Annotated in this window: 18 protein-coding genes and 1 pseudogene; 9 read left to right on the top strand and 10 right to left on the bottom strand. The window is 63.1% G+C overall.

Annotated elements, in window-relative coordinates; translation table 11 throughout:
• Window positions 1-4: 4 nt before the first annotated feature.
• Window positions 5-235, bottom strand: a complete 231-nt coding sequence (locus CKW37_RS33700; RefSeq protein ID WP_371864308.1) for a transcriptional regulator — start codon at window positions 233-235, stop codon at window positions 5-7.
• A gap of 275 nt (window positions 236-510) precedes the next feature.
• Here CKW37_RS33700 and CKW37_RS18410 point away from each other — a divergent pair, with 275 nt between their 5' ends.
• On the top strand, window positions 511-1,188 hold the full coding sequence (locus CKW37_RS18410; RefSeq protein WP_095157152.1) for a helix-turn-helix transcriptional regulator: 678 nt from the start codon (window positions 511-513) through the stop codon (window positions 1,186-1,188).
• 80 nt (window positions 1,189-1,268) lie between these two features.
• On the opposite strand, the gene CKW37_RS18405 is transcribed toward CKW37_RS18410, so the two are convergent.
• Both CKW37_RS18405 and CKW37_RS18400 read right to left on the bottom strand, forming a co-directional pair.
• Window positions 1,269-1,637 carry a phage protein Gp27 family protein gene (locus tag CKW37_RS18405; protein WP_095157151.1) on the bottom strand — a complete coding sequence of 123 codons (369 nt, stop codon included), beginning with the start codon at window positions 1,635-1,637 and terminating at the stop codon, window positions 1,269-1,271.
• Window positions 1,638-1,823: 186 nt separating this feature from the next.
• Window positions 1,824-2,090, bottom strand: coding sequence for a hypothetical protein (locus CKW37_RS18400; protein ID WP_095157150.1), 267 nt, complete (start codon window positions 2,088-2,090; stop codon window positions 1,824-1,826).
• A gap of 133 nt (window positions 2,091-2,223) precedes the next feature.
• On the opposite strand from CKW37_RS18400, the gene CKW37_RS18395 reads away from it, so the two are divergent.
• Window positions 2,224-2,544, top strand: a complete 321-nt coding sequence (locus tag CKW37_RS18395) for a YqjD family protein (protein ID WP_095157149.1) — start codon at window positions 2,224-2,226, stop codon at window positions 2,542-2,544.
• A gap of 64 nt (window positions 2,545-2,608) precedes the next feature.
• Here the strand turns inward: CKW37_RS18395 and CKW37_RS18390 are convergent, their stop codons facing one another.
• Entirely contained in the window at window positions 2,609-3,235 is a 627-nt protein-coding gene (locus CKW37_RS18390; protein ID WP_095157148.1) for a response regulator transcription factor, read from the bottom strand.
• A gap of 14 nt (window positions 3,236-3,249) precedes the next feature.
• Window positions 3,250-5,046 (bottom strand): PAS domain S-box protein, encoded by a 1,797-nt coding sequence (locus CKW37_RS18385; protein ID WP_095157147.1) that lies wholly within the window; start codon window positions 5,044-5,046, stop codon window positions 3,250-3,252.
• A gap of 206 nt (window positions 5,047-5,252) precedes the next feature.
• Here CKW37_RS18385 and CKW37_RS18380 point away from each other — a divergent pair, with 206 nt between their 5' ends.
• From CKW37_RS18380 to CKW37_RS18370, 3 genes are all read left to right on the top strand, one after another.
• The gene (locus tag CKW37_RS18380) at window positions 5,253-6,875 is read left to right on the top strand and encodes an acyl-CoA synthetase (protein WP_095157146.1); all 1,623 of its coding nucleotides are present in this window, start codon (window positions 5,253-5,255) and stop codon (window positions 6,873-6,875) included.
• A 30-nt stretch (window positions 6,876-6,905) separates the two neighbouring features.
• Entirely contained in the window at window positions 6,906-8,675 is a 1,770-nt protein-coding gene (locus CKW37_RS18375) for an acyl-CoA dehydrogenase C-terminal domain-containing protein (protein WP_095157145.1), read from the top strand.
• A 186-nt stretch (window positions 8,676-8,861) separates the two neighbouring features.
• A complete protein-coding gene (locus tag CKW37_RS18370; protein WP_095157144.1) occupies window positions 8,862-9,875 on the top strand; it encodes a FecR family protein in 1,014 nt (337 codons plus the stop codon).
• A 31-nt stretch (window positions 9,876-9,906) separates the two neighbouring features.
• Here the strand turns inward: CKW37_RS18370 and CKW37_RS18365 are convergent, their stop codons facing one another.
• Entirely contained in the window at window positions 9,907-11,226 is a 1,320-nt protein-coding gene (locus CKW37_RS18365) for a Na+/H+ antiporter family protein (RefSeq protein ID WP_095157143.1), read from the bottom strand.
• Between the two features lie 268 nt (window positions 11,227-11,494).
• Here CKW37_RS18365 and CKW37_RS33695 point away from each other — a divergent pair.
• Both CKW37_RS33695 and CKW37_RS33690 read left to right on the top strand, forming a co-directional pair.
• A pseudogene (locus CKW37_RS33695) lies at window positions 11,495-12,784 on the top strand (HAMP domain-containing protein); the annotation flags it as partial.
• A gap of 102 nt (window positions 12,785-12,886) precedes the next feature.
• Window positions 12,887-13,642, top strand: coding sequence for a methyl-accepting chemotaxis protein (locus tag CKW37_RS33690; RefSeq protein ID WP_371864307.1), 756 nt, complete (start codon window positions 12,887-12,889; stop codon window positions 13,640-13,642).
• 24 nt (window positions 13,643-13,666) lie between these two features.
• Here CKW37_RS33690 and CKW37_RS18355 read toward each other — a convergent pair whose 3' ends face one another.
• Genes CKW37_RS18355 through CKW37_RS18340 form a run of 4 tightly spaced genes read right to left on the bottom strand, consistent with a single transcriptional unit; the run spans window position 13,667 to window position 16,273 of the window.
• Window positions 13,667-14,989, bottom strand: a complete 1,323-nt coding sequence (locus CKW37_RS18355; RefSeq protein WP_095157141.1) for a sensor histidine kinase — start codon at window positions 14,987-14,989, stop codon at window positions 13,667-13,669.
• On the bottom strand, window positions 14,986-15,651 hold the full coding sequence (locus tag CKW37_RS18350) for a response regulator transcription factor (protein WP_095157140.1): 666 nt from the start codon (window positions 15,649-15,651) through the stop codon (window positions 14,986-14,988). Before CKW37_RS18350 ends, CKW37_RS18355 begins: the two co-directional genes overlap by 4 nt.
• Window positions 15,651-15,965, bottom strand: coding sequence for a PepSY domain-containing protein (locus CKW37_RS18345; protein ID WP_095157139.1), 315 nt, complete (start codon window positions 15,963-15,965; stop codon window positions 15,651-15,653). The genes CKW37_RS18350 and CKW37_RS18345 overlap by 1 nt, the downstream gene beginning before the upstream one ends.
• Entirely contained in the window at window positions 15,965-16,273 is a 309-nt protein-coding gene (locus CKW37_RS18340) for a PepSY domain-containing protein (RefSeq protein WP_095157138.1), read from the bottom strand. Before CKW37_RS18340 ends, CKW37_RS18345 begins: the two co-directional genes overlap by 1 nt.
• A gap of 169 nt (window positions 16,274-16,442) precedes the next feature.
• On the opposite strand from CKW37_RS18340, the gene CKW37_RS18335 reads away from it, so the two are divergent.
• Both CKW37_RS18335 and queD read left to right on the top strand, forming a co-directional pair.
• Window positions 16,443-17,525: a hypothetical protein gene (locus tag CKW37_RS18335; protein WP_095157137.1), complete on the top strand. Its 1,083-nt coding sequence runs from the start codon at window positions 16,443-16,445 to the stop codon at window positions 17,523-17,525.
• A gap of 50 nt (window positions 17,526-17,575) precedes the next feature.
• Entirely contained in the window at window positions 17,576-17,932 is a 357-nt protein-coding gene (queD, locus tag CKW37_RS18330; RefSeq protein WP_095157136.1) for a 6-carboxytetrahydropterin synthase QueD, read from the top strand.
• Window positions 17,933-18,137: the final 205 nt, after the last annotated feature.

Genomic DNA, 18,137 nt, shown 5'->3' with positions numbered 1-18,137 from the left:
GCGTCTAGTTACGCGGGCTTCGTTGGCGGCTTGGGTTGCCATCGCTGTTCCAACGGTCAGGCCAAATCTGTTCCGGCTTGAGGCCGATGGCTTTGGCGATTGCCGCCTCCATCCTTGGATAAGGACCGCGCTTCACGTTGTGAAGGGCGTTGCGTTCGACGCCCAGTTGTCTCGCGAGTGCAGACAAAGAGGTGCCGTGAGCGCGGAGCTGGAACTTGATCCACTCCCACCGCATAGCCGGGTCCTTCGGAATTCCGTTAGCTGGTTTCATTTTCTGTTTCCGTGGCCACTGAAAAAGGTGGTTTTTTTGGGGGTTCTAACGTTCCCTTGTGAATAAGCTAGCCGTTTTCGGAAAGCCATACAACAAAAAACAGAAGATTCGTTTACGGTTTTTGGCATTGCCTTACCAGAAAACGACGCAAACCCCTGATCCTTCAACAGTTTTTCGGAAAGCGAAATTTCGGATTGCCCGACAAACGGCATTTCGCTTTCCCACCACTGGAAAACGAAATGTCCGAGACAGATACCCAGGCATTCGCCAAGGCATTGGGAGAGCGCATCAGGACGTGTGCCGGCATAGCGGGGAGCGGCGAAGAGCTGTCCCGCAGAACAGGCATACCCAGGAGCACGCTGGAGTCTTACCTGAACGGCGAGAGCGAACCTAAGGTTTCGCGTCTTTTGTCTATTGCGCACGCCGTAGAGGCTGACATCGAGTGGCTTGTTACGGGCCAGGCCCGGCAGGTAGCAGCCGACGCACCTGCCGAAGACGAGGTCTACGCATACATACCTCTCTATGACGCCTGCATCAGCCAAGGGCACGGCGCATGGACTGAGGGAGCGAGAGTGCTAACGAAGCTAGCCTTTACGCGGTACAGCCTGCGTAAGAAGGGGCTGGTACCAGAAATGCTGGCGGCGGTACGAGTGGATGGAGACTCTAACGAACCGATCCTCGGTGACGGGGATACGGTGATGGTCGACTTGAGCCGAAACGTGCTCCAGGGCGAAGCGTTTTACGTGATTCGTCTGGACGACCTGCTATACGCCAAGCGCCTACAGCGCCTCTTCGACGGGGGCGTCAAGATCATCAGCGCTAACCCCGCGTATGACCCAATGATCGTTCCACCAGACCGGTTGAACACCTTACATATCATTGGCCGGGTCGTATGGGCTGGCGGCTGGATGATCTAACCGCCAGATGCCAAAGAGCCCGCTAAATGCGGGCTCTTTTTGCTTTTCTGATCTGAAACGCTTTCGCGAGCGATTTGGCACTAAATGGGCACCTCAACTGACGCCTCGGTATCGGGACATCCCAAATCAATATAGCCAATCTGCTCCAGCCTCTTGAGTATACGATGCTCCCTGATTCTCAGGGTGCCAAGCTCGACAAGGAGGTCGATTGCTTGCCTATCGGTGAGGCTGTCTCTCATATCCCGAGCAACCAGAACCGAAGCTCTGTCTTTAGCCTTAAGATCCTGCGAATAGCGGCCCAGGGCGGATTTCGAGATCTTTACTCCATGGGCTGCTGATAACCAGTTGGCCAGCGATATCAGTTCCCCATAGGCTGTAGCCCTGAGTTTCTGATCCACCTCCAGCTTAATCTGGTCACTCAACGACTCGACTATTCCTCTTGGGGGCATTCGGGCATTCCTTAATGGGATTTACCGGGATCATATTGGGAACATCCCATTTCGACAAGTTCCGCTTTGCCCCGCTTCTTCCCACTTTCACTCACCCCCTTGGTGCCAAACACAACACCTCCTCACACGATCGCAGGGCGCGCCCGGTCTCAAGAGTGCTGAATAGCCTGAGGCATGTGGCCTGGATCAGGACTTCCCGGCGCTGGCCGCGGCCATCAGCTTGTTGATCTCGCTGCGCACCATGTTGGCGAATTCCGGCGGCGTCATGCTGTCCAGCTCCGCGCGCACCCACTCGGCCCACTTGCCCTTGCGCCGCGGCTTCTCGCCAATCATGCGGGCCGCTTCGCCCTTGGCCTTGGCCAGGTTGGTCTGCCACAGCTCGAACAGCCGCGCTTTCTCATCCTCGATCTCCGCCCGCTCGGCGAAGCTCTTGTTGGCCAGATTGAAACTCATGGGGGTAATTCCTGCCGCGTGAAAATGGCCGCTATCTTACACTGTAGCCGCCGACGCCCGGCAAACCACTGCAACTTTCCGTACAGACGGACACTCCATTCAGTAGGTCCATCACTTACCCGAGGAAGTATTCATGGCGAGGAAAAGCACCCTGCACAGCGAAAGCGAGCAAATCAAGGATCAAGCGTTCAGTGACTTGCAGGCACTGATCGAAGAGTCGGAAAAGCTGCTCAACGAGAGCGCTGCGCTGGTCGGCGAAGAAGCCGAGACCCTGCGCGCGCAATTGCAGCTCAAACTCAAGCAGGCAAGTAACGCGGTAGGCAGCGTGCGCGACCAGGTCAAGCCGGTGGTGGACGCCACCGAGACCTACATTGGCGGCCATCCGTGGCAGACCGTGGCGATTTCGGCGGGCTTCGGGCTGGTGGTGGGGTTGCTGCTGGGTCGCCGGCCTTGAGCTGAAGATCGTTTCTGACTATTCGGGCCTTATCGCGGCAAAACCGCGATGAGGCCCTGATGTCTCACCGCAACTGCAACGGATCCACCAGCGAACAGGCAATCGCCATCCCCACCAGATCGGGCAGATGCTCGGCCTGCATTCGCTTCATCACCCGCGACCGGTACAAATCCACGGTTTTCACGCTGACCTCGAGTTGCTCGGCAATCTCGCGGTTGGTGTAGCCCTGCACCAGCGGCAGGAACACGTCCCGCTCGCGCGGGGTGAGGCTGTCGATCCGCGCCTGCACCGTGTCACGCTGGCGGCTTCCCACCTGGACTTTCGATGACCGGCCCAAGGCTTCCTGGACGCTGTCCAGCAGCAACTGGTCGTTGTAGGGCTTTTCGATGAAATCGCAGGCGCCGGCCTTGAATGCCCGCACCACGATGGGCACGTCGGCGTGGCCACTGACGAAGATCACCGGCAGGTCAACGCCACGCGCGCGCAGCGCTTCCTGAACACTCAACCCGCCCATGCCGGGCATGCGCACATCGAGCAGCACGCAGGCCGGCAAGTCGCCCTCGCAGGCATCGAGAAACGCCTGGCCACTGGTGAAGGGCAGCGCCTTGAGGCCGACGGATTCGAGCAGCCAGACCGTGGAGTCGAGCATGCCCTGGTCGTCGTCGACCACATAGACCTTCGGATCCTGCATGAAAATCCCCTTGTTCAAACACTTGCCGCCGGCGCCAGCCGACAGCTCAAAATCAATCCGCCGCCGTCGCTCGGGCCGGCCTGCAAGGTGCCGCCAAAGCCTTCGACGATGCTGCGGCTCATGCTCAGGCCGAGGCCCAGCCCTTCGGGCTTGCTGGTGGTGAACGGGGTGAAGATCCCGTCCAGTCGGTCCTGCGCCACGCCCGGGCCCTGGTCGATCACCTCGATCAGCAGCCAACCGCCCTCCTGCTTACCGCTGAGCACGATCCGCGACGGCTGGCCCGGCTGTTTCTCGCGGTTGGCGTCGATGGCGTTGCGCAGCAGATTGAGCAGCACCTGCTCCAGCAGCACCCGGTCGGCGTAGACCGGCGGCAGATTGTCCGTCATTCGCTGCTCGATCGTCACCTGCGCGTGATTGGCTTCCCAGGCACACAGGCGCACCGCCTCGCGCGCCACCTGGGCGACCGACAGCGCCTGCAGGCGCCGCGGCTCCTTGCGCAGGAAGGCGCGCAGGCGCTTGATCACTTCGGCGGCGTGGGTTGCCTGTTCGCTGATGCGCTGCAAACCCTGGGCAACCCGGCCCGCCGCCTGTGGATCACGGTCCAACGCATGCAGGTAGCGCTGGCTGGCGGCGGCGTAGTTGAGCACCGACGCCAGCGGCTGGTTGATCTCGTGGGCGATACCGGAGGCCAGTTCGCCGAGGGTCACCAGCCGCGCGGTGTGGGCCAGTTCGTCCTGGTGGCGACGTTGCTGGGTTTCGCGCAGCTCGCGCTCGGTCATGTCGCGGGCGACCAGCGAGTAATAGCGCTCGCCACCGGCGGCGCTGTGCGCCAGCAACACCAGCGACACCGGAAACGCCGCGCCACCGTCGTATGGCGCCAGCCGCGCCTCGCACTGCCAGACACCGTCGCGCTCGGCGCACAGCCAGCCTTCGTCATCCAGGCGCTGCTGGGCGTCTTCATCGAGCAGTTGGCGCAGCGGCGGCACCGCGTCCACGTCCATCAAGCCGAGGGCGCGGCGCGCGGAACGATTGAGGTAGGTCAGGCGCCCGTCCGGGTCGGTGAACAGCACCAGGTCGGTGTTGGCCTCGACAACTTCAGCCAGCCGCCTGCGGTTTTCCTGCGCCTCGATGCGCACGCTGATGTCCCGCGAGACGCTGACGATTTCCACCACCGCGCCGGTGTAGGTTTCGCGGATCGCCCGGCTGGCGATCTCGAACCACAGGTCGCGGCCATCGCGGTGGCGTACCCGGCAGGTCATGGTCTGGTAGCCGTCTTTCTCCAGCGCTTGCGCCGCCTGTTGCAGGAATTGCTGGCGGTCCTGGGGATGGAACAGCGACTGCACCGCGACCCCCCGCAACTCTTCCGGCCAGTAGCCGAGCAGGCGATAAGACGCCGGCGACGCATCGAGAAAGCAGCCGTCGGGCGTGTGCCGGGAAATCAGGTCAGTGGTGTTCTCGGTGATCAGCCGGTACAGGCGGCGGGCCTGGCTGGCCTCGCGTTCGGCACGGCGTTCGACGGTGGCGTCGCGGCACCGGACAATAACCAGATCGTCGCTGGCGGGGATAAAGGTCCAGAGGAGAATGCGCTCGCCGGCCTGGCTCTCGACATCGCTGATCGCCCGCTGCTGACTGAGGCAGGCACTGACCAGCGCGGCATGATTAGCCGGCAGCAACACGGCCAGGCTCTGCGGTGGCCAGCCGTTGAGCTGTTCGAGCATGGCGGGGTTGGCCGCGCGCAGGGTGGCACCGGCATCGAGCAGCAAACTGGGCTGCGGGTCCTTGTCGAGCAAGGCCGAGGGGATGGCGATCAAAGCGTCTGCTCCGGGATTTTTATAGTATTTGTACCATATTGCTATAGTCTATCTTCCAGGTAACATGGCGAACAGCGTAAAAATGCACCACCGGAGCAGTCCCCGTGAATCTGCTCCATGAAACCTGATCAGAGCTAACAATCAGCCATCGGAGGTTTCAGCATGCGTCCCGACGCGGCTGCCTCCTGCACAGGACCATGCTTTCCATGTCGATCTTCTCTCAGGGCCTGCAGCCCGCCCCCGTCAACCACGTCGCCCTCACCCCCCTGAGCTTCATCGAACGCACCGCCGCGGTCTACGGCCAGTACCCCGCCGTGATCCACGGTTCGATCCGCCGCAACTGGCAGGAAACCTACCAGCGCAGCCGGCGCCTGGCCAGTGCCCTGGCGGGCCGCGGCATCGGTCAGGGCGATACGGTGGCGGTCATGCTGCCGAACATCCCGGCCATGCTCGAAGCGCACTTCGGCGTGCCGATGATCGGCGCGGTGCTCAACGCCCTCAACGTTCGCCTCGACGCCGAGGCCATCGCCTTCATGCTCGAACACGGCGAAGCCAAGGTGCTGATCACCGACCGCGAATTCCACAAGGTCATCAGCGCCGCGCTGAAACTCATGGCTCATCCGCCGTTGGTGATCGATGTCGATGACCCGGAATACGGCGAAGGCAGCGCCGTCAGCGAACTGGACTACGAGGCGTTTCTCGCCGAGGGCGACCCGGCGTTCGCCTGGCACTGGCCCGAGGACGAGTGGCAGGCGATCTCGCTGAACTACACCTCCGGCACCACCGGCAACCCCAAGGGCGTGGTCTATCACCACCGCGGCGCCTACCTCAACTCGCTGGGCAACCAGATGACCTGGGCGATGGGCAACCATCCGGTCTACCTGTGGACCCTGCCGATGTTCCACTGCAATGGCTGGTGCTACCCGTGGACCGTCACCGCGCTGGCCGGCACGCATGTGTTCCTGCGTCGGGTCGATCCGCAGAAGATTCTTACGCTGATCCGCGAACACCAGGTCACTCACCTGTGCGGCGCGCCGATCGTTCTCAATGCGCTGATCAACATGCCTGATTCGGCCAAGGCGGCGATCGATCATCCGGTCAACGCCATGGTCGCCGGCGCCGCGCCGCCGGCCAAGGTGATTGGCGCCGTGGAAGAAATGGGTATCAAGGTCACCCACGTCTATGGCCTGACCGAGGTGTATGGCCCGGTGACCGTCTGCGCCTGGCATGCCGAATGGGATGAAAAGCCGCTGCAGGAACGGGCGCGGATCAAGTCACGCCAGGGCGTGCGCTACGCCACCCTCGAAGGCCTGATGGTCGCCGATCCGCAAACCCTCGAACCGGTGGCCCGCGACGGCAACACCCTGGGCGAGATCTTCATGCGCGGCAACACGGTGATGAAGGGCTACCTGAAGAACCCCGAAGCCACCGCCGAAGCCTTCCGCGGCGGCTGGTTCCACACCGGCGACCTCGCCGTCTGCCACCCGGACGGCTACGTCGAGATCAAGGACCGGCTCAAGGACATCATCATTTCCGGCGGCGAGAACATCTCCACCATCGAAGTCGAAGACGTCCTCTACCGTCATCCCGCGGTGCTGGAAGCCGCGGTAGTAGCGCGGCCGGACGAAAAATGGGGCGAGACGCCGTGCGCCTACATCACCCTCAAGGCCGGCTGCGAAGACACCCGCGAGGCCGAGATCATCGCCTTCTGCCGCGAACACCTGGCCGGTTTCAAGCTGCCCAAGACGGTGGTGTTCCGCGAGCTGCCGAAGACCTCCACCGGCAAGATCCAGAAGTACCTGTTGCGCGACTGGGCCAAGGCGCTCTGATCCCTCTTACTCATTCCAACGAGAACCACGATGCCTGAATTCAATGCCCCGCTGCGCGACATGCGCTTCGTCCTCCACGAGGTGTTCCAGGGCCCGGCCCAATGGGCACGGCTGCCCGCGCTGGCGGCCAGTGTCGATGGCGAGACCGCCGACGCGATCCTTGAAGAGGCGGCGAAAATCACCGGCCAACTGATCGCCCCGCTCAACCGCAGCGGCGACGAACAGGGGGTCGGCTTCGAGGCGGGCCAGGTCACCACGCCCGAAGGTTTCAAGCAGGCCTGGCAGACCTACCGCGAAGGCGGCTGGGTCGGCCTCGCCGGCAACCCGGAGCACGGCGGCATGGGCATGCCGAAGATGCTCGCGGTGCAGTTCGAAGAAATGCTCTACGCCGCCAACTGCAGCTTCAGCCTCTATTCGGCGCTGAGCGCCGGCTGCTGCCTGGCGATCGACGCTCATGCCAGCGACAACCTGCGCGCCCTGTACCTGCCGCGGCTGTACAGCGGCGAGTGGGCCGGCACCATGTGCCTGACCGAACCCCACGCCGGCACCGACCTGGGGATCATCCGCAGCAAGGCGGAGCCGCTGATCGACGGCAGCTACGCCATCAGCGGCACCAAGATCTTCATCACCGGCGGCGACCAGGACCTCACCGACAACATCATCCACCTGGTGCTGGCCAAGCTGCCGGATGCCCCCGCCGGACCGAAGGGCATCTCATTGTTCCTGGTGCCCAAGCGCATCGTCGCCGACGACGGCAGCCTGGGCGTGGACAACGCGGTCAGTTGCGGCTCGGTCGAGCACAAGATGGGCATCAAGGCATCGGCCACCTGCGTGATGAACTTCGACGGCGCCGTCGGCTACCTGGTCGGCGAGCCGAACCGTGGCCTGGCGGCGATGTTCACCATGATGAATTACGAGCGTCTGTCCATCGGCATCCAGGGCATCGGCTGCGCCGAGGCCTCGTACCAGAATGCCGCGCGCTATGCCCGCGATCGCCTGCAAAGCCGCGCCGCCACCGGCCCGCAGGCGAAGGACAAGATCGCCGACCCGATCATCGTCCACCCCGACGTGCGGCGCATGCTGCTGAGCATGCGCGCCCTGACCGAAGGTGGCCGCGCCTTCGCCACGTACGTCGGCCAGCAACTGGACACCGCCAAGTACACCGAAGACGCCGCCGAGCGCGAGGCGGCGCAACGCCTCGTCGCACTGCTGACGCCAGTGGCCAAGGCGTTCTTCACCGACACCGGTCTTGAGAGCTGCGTGCTCGGCCAGCAGGTCTTCGGCGGCCACGGCTACATCCGCGAATGGGGCCAGGAGCAACTGGTGCGGGATGTGCGTATCGCGCAGATCTACGAAGGCACCAACGGCATCCAGGCGCTGGACCTGCTGGGGCGCAAGGTGGTGGCCGACGGCGGCCAGTCGCTGGCGTTGCTGGCGGCAGAAATCCGTACCTTCTGCGAAAGCGAACCGCCGTTCGCCGCGCAGGTGCTGGGCGCCCTGGAGCGGCTGGAAAGCACCAGCCAGTGGGTGCGCGAACAGGCCAGCCAGGATGCCAATGCCGTGGGTGCGGCGTCGATGGAGTACCTGCATTTGTTCGGTTACGTCGCCTACGCCTACATGTGGTCGCGCATGGCCGCTACCGCCCGCGCGCATCACGCCGACGAGCCGGACTTCTATGGCGCCAAGCTGGCCACGGCGACGTTCTACTTCGAGCGTTTGCTGCCACGGGTTCTGTCGTTGCAGGCGAGCATTCAGGCGGGTAGCGACAGCCTGCTCCAACTGGCCGCCGAACAGTTCTGAACTGCACGCACTACGGCAAGTGGCGGCTTGCCGTAGCCTTGCGACCGTTGGTCGGTTTGTGCGGAGAAAATCGTTTTTGTAGGTGATTTCCTGCGAATAAATCTCACAACTGATAGTGATTCGCCATGATCTCGGTTCTCCCCGCCTACCCGGCGGGGTTAGAATTGCGCAAAACCGGGAGTATCAATGAATCAGGTCAGCCCCAGCGACGCCGAATTGAATGCCATCACCGATGCCGCCGCGCATTGGTGCATGCGCTTGCACGCTGAGGACTGCACCGCGCAAGAACTCGCCGAATTCGAACAATGGCTGGCCGCCAACCCGCTTCACCTGCAGGAATACGAAGCCATGCAGGAGATCTGGGTCACTGCCGATCACCTGCCGCGAGCCACCCCCGCACAGATTCTGCACCTGCCGATCAAGCCCAGACCACAGCCCCAGCGCATGCGTCACTACGCGTCGGCAGCAGTGATCACCCTGCTGGCGCTGCCGGTCGGCGCCTGGATCGGCTGGGAACAAGGCTGGTTGCCCAACGACTACCAGTCGGAAAAAACCACCGACGCCCGCAGGACCGTCACCCTGGGCGACGGCAGTGAAGTCGAGCTGAACCTCGGCACCTCGCTGCGCTACACCCATTACAAGGACGAGCGCCGGGTGACCCTGGTCAAGGGCGAGGCGTTCTTCAAGGTCCATCACGACACCGGCCACCCGTTCATCGTCCGCGCCGGCAACGGCCAGACGCAGGTGACCGGCACCCAGTTCAACGTCTGGAAATACCGTGACCAGGTCAAGGTGACACTGGTGGAAGGTTCGGTGCTGGTCAGTAGCGAGAGCTTCAAGCCCGGCAGCGGCTACCGCCTCGGCCCGGGCATGCAGGCCAGCTATACCACCGGCGATCTCGAACCGAGCCTGAACCAGACCTACGCCAACGACTCCAGCCTGTCGTGGCGCAGCGGCAAGCTGGTGATCGACAACCTCACCCTCGACCAGGCCCTGCCGCTGATCAACCGCTACCTGGAAAGCCCGCTGCGCCTGGCCGATGCCAGCACCGGCAACGTGCGCATCAGCGGCATCTACAACACCAACGACGTCAACCGTCTGGTCCGCAGCCTGCCCAAGGTACTGCCGGTCTACCTGACCCAGGACAAGGACGGCAACACCGTCCTCAACCGCATCTCCCCGCCGCCGAAAAAGGGCTGAGCCTCGCGCCCCGCCCTGTTCCACTTCCTGCTTACAAGACCATCGCCGCCACCCATCCCGCCGCCAGCAATGGCAGGTTGTAATGGATGAAGGTCGGTACCACCGTGTCCCAGATGTGATGGTGCTGGCCGTCGACGTTCAGCCCCGAGGTCGGGCCGAGGGTCGAGTCGGACGCGGGCGAGCCGGCATCACCCAAGGCGCCAGCGGTGCCGACGATGCACACGGTGGCGATCGGGTCGAAGCCCAGTTGCACGCACAGCGGCACGAAGATCGCCGCGAGAATCGGCACTGTGGAGAACGACGAACCGATGCCCATGGTCACCAGCAGGCCCACCAGCAACATCAATAAAGCGCCGACGCCCTTGCTGTGATCGATCCACGCCGCGGACGCCTCCACCAGCGTCTTCACCTCGCCGGTCGCCTTCATCACCTCGGCGAAACCGGACGCGGCAATCATGATGAAGCCGATCATCGCCATCATCTTCATGCCTTCGGTGAACAGGTCGTCGGTGTCCTTCCAGCGCACGATGCCGGAGGCCGAGAAAATCAGGAAGCCAGCCATGGCGCCGATGATCATCGAGTCCAGCCACAACTGAATGATGAACGCCGCGGCGATGGCGCAGCCGGCTACCAGCAGGGTCAGCGGGTTGTAGCTGACCGCCACCTGCTCCACCTGCTCGATCTTTTCCAGGTCGTAGACGCGCTTCTTGCGGTAGCTGAAAAACACTGCGATCAGCAGGCCAGCGAGCATGCCCGCCGCCGGAATCGCCATGGCATGGGTGACATTGACGCCACTGACGTCCACGCCGCTGCGGGCCACATTGGCCAGCAGGATTTCGTTGAGGAAGATATTGCCGAAGCCCACCGGCAGGAACATGTACGGCGTGATCAGGCCGAAGGTGATGACACAGGCCACCAGCCGGCGATCGATCTGCAGGCGCGTCAGCACATAGAGCAGCGGCGGCACCAGCAACGGAATAAAGGCGATGTGGATTGGCAGAACGTTCTGCGAGGAAATCGCCACCACCAGCATCAGGCCGACCAGTAGCCACTTCACCCGCGCGCCATTGCCTTCGCTCTGTCCGTGGAACATTGCCAGGGCGCGATCGGCCAGGGCGTGGGCCAGGCCGGATTTGGCGATAGCCACGGCGAAAGCGCCGAGCAAGGCGTAGGACAGCGCCACGGTAGCGCCGCCGCCAAGGCCACCGTTGAAGGCCTTGAGCGTGGCCTCGATACCCAGCCCGCCCACCAGGCCGCCGACCAGCGCGCCGACGATCAGGGCAATGACCACATGCACGCGGGACAGACTCAGTATCAGCATGATGCCGACCGCGGCAATGACTGCATTCATTCTGTGAACCTCTTGAAACGGACAAAAAGCGGGTACGTCGGCGACAGTTTTGCCCTCAGGCACTGGCCGAATGACGGTATGTTTTTGGAAGGCGCACACTCTGACGGAGGCCCCCCCGGATGTCAAAGCGCGGCGCCTCATCCTGGTGCGAGGGTCGCCTGAATGAACGAAAACGGCGCATTTCAATTGAACGTTTGAATAAAGAAAGTTCACACATTGCCGTTACAGTCGGCAGTGTCTATCTCTTTTGGTCCAAAGGATTTCGCCGATGTTGTTCAGACAACTTTCCATTCAATGGAAGATCACCTCGCTGGCCGGATTGTGCCTCGCGGGCATCGTCACACTGCTGGTGGGTCTTTCGTTGTACCGCATGGAACACACAACGGAGCTGGTCAAGGCCAGCAGCATGCACATGCTCACCGAGGCGGCCCAGGGCCGTATCGAGTCCCAGGGCGAAGTCCAGGCACTGAACATCCGCCGCCAGTTCATGGACGCCTATCAATATGGCGCCGGCTTCTCGCGCCAGGTGCTGTTCCTGCGCGAACAGGCGGAAAAGCGCTTCCTCGACGCCTTCGACCTGCGCGAAGACATGACCCGCCAGGTGCGCTCGGCGCTGCAGGCCAACCCCGACCTGCTCGGCCTGTCGCTGGTGTTCGAGCCCAACGCGCTGGATGGCAAAGATGAACTGTTCGCCGGCCAGGAGGCCATCGGCGGCAACGAAACTGGCCGCTTCGCCCTGTACTGGTCGCAACCGACCCCGGGCAAGCTGACCTCCATGGCGCTGCCCGAGCGTGACATGGCCGACACCACCATCGGCCCGAGCGGCGAGCCGGCCAACACCTGGTCGGTGTGCCCGCGCACCACCCGCAAGACCTGCGTGACCGAACCGTATTTCTACGAAATCGACGGCCAGCAGGTGCTGATGACCAGCATCGTGTTCCCGCTGATCGTCGCCGAGAAGGTGATCGCCACCCTCTCCATCGACATCAACCTGAACAGCCTGCAAGCCATGAGCAAACAGGCCAGCGCCAACCTCTACGGCGGCCAGACCCAGATCGGCATCCTCAGCCCCGCGGGCCTGCTGGCCGGCTACAGCCCGGACGCCAGCAAACTGGCCCAGCGCTACGAACAGATCGACAGCCGCAACGGCGCCGAACTGGTACGCCTGATGGCCGACGGCACGGTGCTGCACAGCATTCAGAACGACGGCCGCTTGAAAATCCTCGCCTCCTTCGCCCCAACCCCGGGCGCCAAGCCCTGGGGCGTGCTGCTGGACGTGCCGGAAAGCGCACTGATCGGCCCCGCCGAAACCCTCAAGCAGGAACTCGACCAGCGCAACACCAACGGCACGCTGATCGAACTGGCGCTTGGCGTGCTGGCCGCGGTGGTCGGCCTGCTGTTGATCTGGCTGATGGCCCGTGGCGTGACCCGGCCGATTCTCCACGTCGCCCACCGCCTGCGCGAAATCGCCAGCGGCGACGGCGACCTGGCCAGCCGCCTGGCCTACAACAAGCAAGACGAACTGGGCGAACTCGCCGGCTGGTTCAACCGCTTCCTGGACAAGCTGCAACCGACCATCGCTGAAGTGAAACGCTCGGTGCACGCCGCGCGCAGCACCGCCGACCAATCTTCGGCAATCGCCAGCCAGACCAGCGCTGGCATGGAACAGCAATACCGCCAGGTCGATCAGGTGGCCACCGCCTCCCACGAAATGAGCGCCACCGCCCATGACGTGGCCCGCAGCGCCGCGCAGGCCGCGCAAGCCGCCCGCGACGTCGATCAGGCCACCCGCCAGGGCCTGGCGGTGATCAACCAGACCACCAGCAGCATCGACGCCCTGGCCGCCAACATGAGTACCGCGATGAATCAGGTCGAAGGCCTGGCGGAAAACAGCGAGAAGATCGGTTCGGTACTGGAAGTGATCCGCTCGATCGCCGAACAGACCAACCTCCTCGCGCTCAACGCCGCCATCGAGGCGGCCCGCGCCGGCGAGGCCGGGCGCGGCTTCGCGGTGGTCGCCGACGAGGTCCGCAACCTCGCGCAGCGCACTCAGGAATCGGTGGAAGAAACCCGCCATGTGATCGAGCAGTTGCAGGCCGGTACCCGCGAAGTGGTCGGTGCGATGGACAGCAGCCATCGCCAGGCCCAGGGAAGTGTCGAGCAGGTCGGTCAGGCGGTGAGCGCGCTTCGGCAGATTGGCGAAGCGGTGACGGTCATCACCGACATGAACCTGCAGATCGCCAGTGCCGCTGAAGAACAGAGCGCGGTGGCCGAGGAGATCAGCAGCAACGTCGCGACCATCCGTGACGTCACCGAGTCGCTGTCTCATCAGGCCGATGAATCGGCCCGGGTCAGCCAGTCACTGAACAGCCTGGCCAACCAGCAGCAAAGCCTGATGGACCACTTCCAGGTTTGATCTGTATGCCGCGCCGGCAGGGCCTCAGCGCCCGGCCCGGCGCGGCAGCTCGATACGCACCCGCAACCCGCCAAGCGCACTCCCCTCCAGGTCCATCCGGCCATGCCAGGCTTCGACGATGTCGCGCACGATGCCCAGGCCGAGGCCGTGGCCATCGATCTGCTCATCCAGCCGCGCACCGCGCTCCAGCACGCCCTGCCGAGCGTCCTCGGGAATACCCGGGCCGTCGTCATCGATACACAGCCGGTAGTGATCCGGCGTCTGGCTGATGCTCAGGCAGACTTCGCTGTCCGCCCATTTGCAGGCGTTGTCCAGCAGGTTGCCGAGCAGCTCCAGCAGGTCTTCACGGTCCCACGGCAACGACAGGCCGGCTGGCACATCCTGCCGGATCGACAGCCCGTCGCCATGGATCATTCCCAGCGTGGACAGCAGGCCGGGCAGTTCCGCATCGCAATCGAAATGCGCGCCCGGCAACGCATCACCGGCCAGCCGGGCGCGGTTCAGTTCGCGGCTCAAACGCTGCTGGATCTGCTCCAGTTGCTCGCGCATCTGCGCGCACAACCCCGGCACTTCCCGCAGACGCTCACTGGCAGCGAGGCTGAGCAACACGGCGAGCGGCGTCTTCAAGGCGTGCCCGAGATTGCCCAGCGCGTTGCGGGAACGGCGCAGGCTGTCTTCGGTATGGGCCAGCAGGTGGTTGACCTGCGCCACTAGCGGCTCGAGTTCGCTTGGCACCTCGGTGTCCAGTTGCGAACGCTTGCCCTGCTGCAACTGCGCGATCTGCTCGCGGGCACGCTCAAGCGGATTCAGCGAGCGCTTGACGATGACACGCTGCAACACCAGCACCAGCACCAGGGCCAACAAGCCGAGGCCGAGGCCGATCTGCTGCAGACGCCGGAAGCTGTCGCGCATCGGGGTGTAATCCTGGGCGACGCTGATGGACATCGCCTGACCTTGACGCCGGTAGTCAGCCCGCAACACCAGCAACTGCTGGCCTCGCGGGCCGAGTTCGAAGCCGTCGTGCAGCCCGGGTGTCTCCGGTTTGGGCATCTCCATATCCCACAGCGAGCGGGAGCGCCAGGTCTTGCCGTCGAAATCGATGCGGAAGTAATAGCCGGAGAATTGCCGGTTGTAGGCGGCGGAAATCCGCTGTTGATCCAGCTCGACCCCGTCGTGACCGTGGACCAGGGCGACCAGCAGGTTCTCGCTTTCCTTACGCAGCCCGGCCTCGAGATAACGCTGCAAGCCCACCTCGAACAGCCAGAGGCTGACCTGGGCCAGGACCAAGCCCACGACGATCAGCACCCCGGCCAGGCCGAGGCTGAGGCGCGACTGAATGGACCTCACGCCACCCCACCGAAGCGGTAGCCCTGGCCCCGGTGGGTTTCGATCACGCCGCGGCCCAGCTTGCGACGCAAGTGGTTGACGTGAACTTCGAGGACATTGGAATCACGTTCGGTCTCGCCGTTGTACAGGTGTTCGGCCAAATGGCTTTTCGAAAGGATCTGCTGCGGGTGCAGCATAAAGTAGCGCAACAGGCGAAATTCAGCGGCGGTCAGTTGCACGTCCTCGCCTTCACGGGTCACACACTGGCGCCCTTCGTCCAGATGCAGGCCGGAGGCTTCCAGGGTCGGCTGATTGGCCAGGCCTCGCGCTCGGCGCAGCAACGACTGGATACGCAATTGCAGCTCTTCGGGGTGGAATGGCTTGCTCAGGTAGTCATCGGCGCCGGCCTTGAGCCCTTCGATGCGGTCGGCCCACGAGCCGCGCGCGGTGAGGATCAGCACCGGTATCACCAGGCCACCGGCGCGCCATTGCTTCAGCACTTCAAGACCGGGGATGCCGGGCAGGCCGAGGTCGAGCACGATCAGGTCATAGGGCTCACTGCTGCCCTGATACACCGCGTCACGGCCATCGGCCAGCCAGTCCACCGCATAGCCTTGGCGTTGCAGGCTGTCGGTCAGTTCGTCAGCCAGCGAGACGTTGTCCTCGACCAGTAGCAAACGCATCAATCATCTTCCTCATCTTTGAGCAGGACACCGCTGGCGGCATGCAACTTGATTTCCCGCACCACGCCTTCGACAGTCAGCAACTCGACCTCGTAGACGTATTCATCGTCGTCCTCTTCCAGCTCCGCCTCCAGCAAACGCGCCCCAGGATAGCGTCCCAGGGCCGATTGCAGCAGTTGCTCGAGCGGGAGGATCACCCCTTCTCGACGCAACTGCAGGGCTTCATCCTGGTCAAGGTCGCGGGCCATGGCCAGCGAGCAGCAGGCCAGTAGCGCAAGCAGTGTCCAGCGTGCCGTTTGCGAAAGCCGGATCATCAGCGGTCCTGGACATCCTTGAGCACTTCACCGGTCTTGGCGTCCAGATCCACATCCCACTCGACGTTCTGCGCATCACGCAGTTCGACCTTGTAGACGTAACGGCCGTAGACATCTTCCAGCTCGGTGTCTTTGATCGTGGCGCCGGGGTGCTTGGCGAGCGCTTTCTGGTTGAGTTCGTCCAGCGACTGGATCTGCTTGGTCTGGACCAGTTTCACCACTTCGTCGGTGCGCACATCCTTGGCCATCGCGACGTTGGCGCTCAGGGCCAGGGCAGCGGTTGCGAACAGGGCAGTCAGGGTCTTCATCGTGTTTCTCCATTGAGGTTCGGTTGGGTACGTGGGAAATGTTACCCAGTCGAACTTAATTGAACCTGAAAATAGCTGGCGACATGATAGCGCCGCTTGGACGCACCGTCTTGGCGCGCAAGGTCGCAGCGATTCTCTATACTCGCACCCTCGACACAGAGAGACCCGCATGACCGCCATCCAGATCAAATACCCCGCGCTGACCCTGAAGGCCGGTAAACGTGCCCTTGCCCGCATCCGTCAACGCGGCCTGGCGCCCGCTGACGTCGGTGTGCTGCCCGGCGCTGCTGGCGGGCCAAAGGCGCTGGGCATACAGGGGCTGGATCTGGCGTTGTTCGGTCAGTGGCTGCCAAGTGCGCCACGCGAGCGCGCGCTGATTGGCGCCTCGATCGGTTCCTGGCGCTTCGCCAGCGCCTGTCTGCCCGACCCGGCCCAGGCCCTCCGCCGACTCGGCGACCTCTATACGGCCCAGGACTTCGCCAAGGGCGTGACTCAAGGCGAAGTCAGCCTGAGCTGCCAGCGCATGCTCGACGACCTGCTGGAGGGCCGTGATGCCAGCATCCTCGATAACCCGCTTTACCGGCTCAATATCGTTGTGGTGAAGAGCCACGGCTTACTTGCCGATGACCATCGCGGGCGGCTGGGCATCGGCCTGTCCTCGGTGATCGCCGACAACCTGATCGGCCGACCACGGCTGGCGCGACACTTCGAACGCATCATCCTGCACGACGCCCGCAGCGCGCCGCCGTTGCAGCCGCTGATAGATTTCCCGTCGCGTTATCTGCCGCTGGCCAGCAGCAACCTGCGCCATGCATTACTGGCGTCGGGCTCGATCCCGATGGTCATGGAAGGTGTACGGGACATCCCGGGCGCAGGGCCAGGAACCTATCGCGACGGCGGCCTGCTCGACTATCACCTCGACCTGCCCTACAGCGGCGAAGACATCGTTCTGTACCCGCACTTCACCGACAAGGTGATCCCGGGCTGGTTCGACAAGGCATTGCCATGGCGACGCGGCGACGCTGACCGACTACAAGACGTCCTGCTGCTCGCTCCATCAGCGCAATACCTGGCGCGCCTGCCATACGGCAAGCTGCCAGACCGCAGCGACTTCAAACGTTTCATGGGCGATGCGTCCAGTCGCCAGCGTTACTGGCACACAGCAATGAGCGAGAGCCAACGGCTGGGTGACGCGTTTCTCGAACTGGTGGAGACCGGCAGGTTGGGCGACCATCTGCAACCACTGAAGTGACCTTGCTGGTAAACTGCGCTCCAGCATTGGTTCTCAGAGTTATAGATACCTTGGAAATCTTCAAAGAGTTTACGTTTGAATCGGCACACCGCCTGCCGAACGTCCCCGCCGGTCACAAATGCGGTCGTCTGCATGGCCACTCCTTCAAGGTCGCCCTGCACCTCACCGGCCCGCTGGATCCTCATACCGGCTGGATTCGCGACTTCTCCGAAATCAAAGCCATCTTCAAGCCGCTTTATGAGCAGCTGGATCACAACTACCTCAACGACATTCCTGGCCTGGAAAACCCGACCAGTGAAGTGATCGCCAAATGGATCTGGGAACAGGTCAAACCGCTGCTGCCGGAGCTGAGCAAGGTTCGTATCCACGAGACCTGTACCAGCGGCTGTGAGTACACCGGCGACTGATTACTTCGCGCCATACGAAAAGGGCTTGCCTCGATACGAGACAAGCCCTTTTTATTTGACCTGTTTTTTCGGCCATATAAAGACAAAACCCCTACCTGCATACGCAGATAGGGGTTTCGGAATTTAATCTTGACGATGACCTACTCTCACATGGAGAAGCTCCACACTACCATCGGCGATGCATCGTTTCACTGCTGAGTTCGGG

Origin of the sequence: Pseudomonas sp. Irchel 3E13, from assembly GCF_900187455.1 — a bacterium.
Taxonomy (GTDB): Bacteria; Pseudomonadota; Gammaproteobacteria; order Pseudomonadales; family Pseudomonadaceae; genus Aquipseudomonas.
Note: the sequence above shows the minus strand (reverse complement) of the source record. Positions and strands in the feature narration are given on the sequence as shown.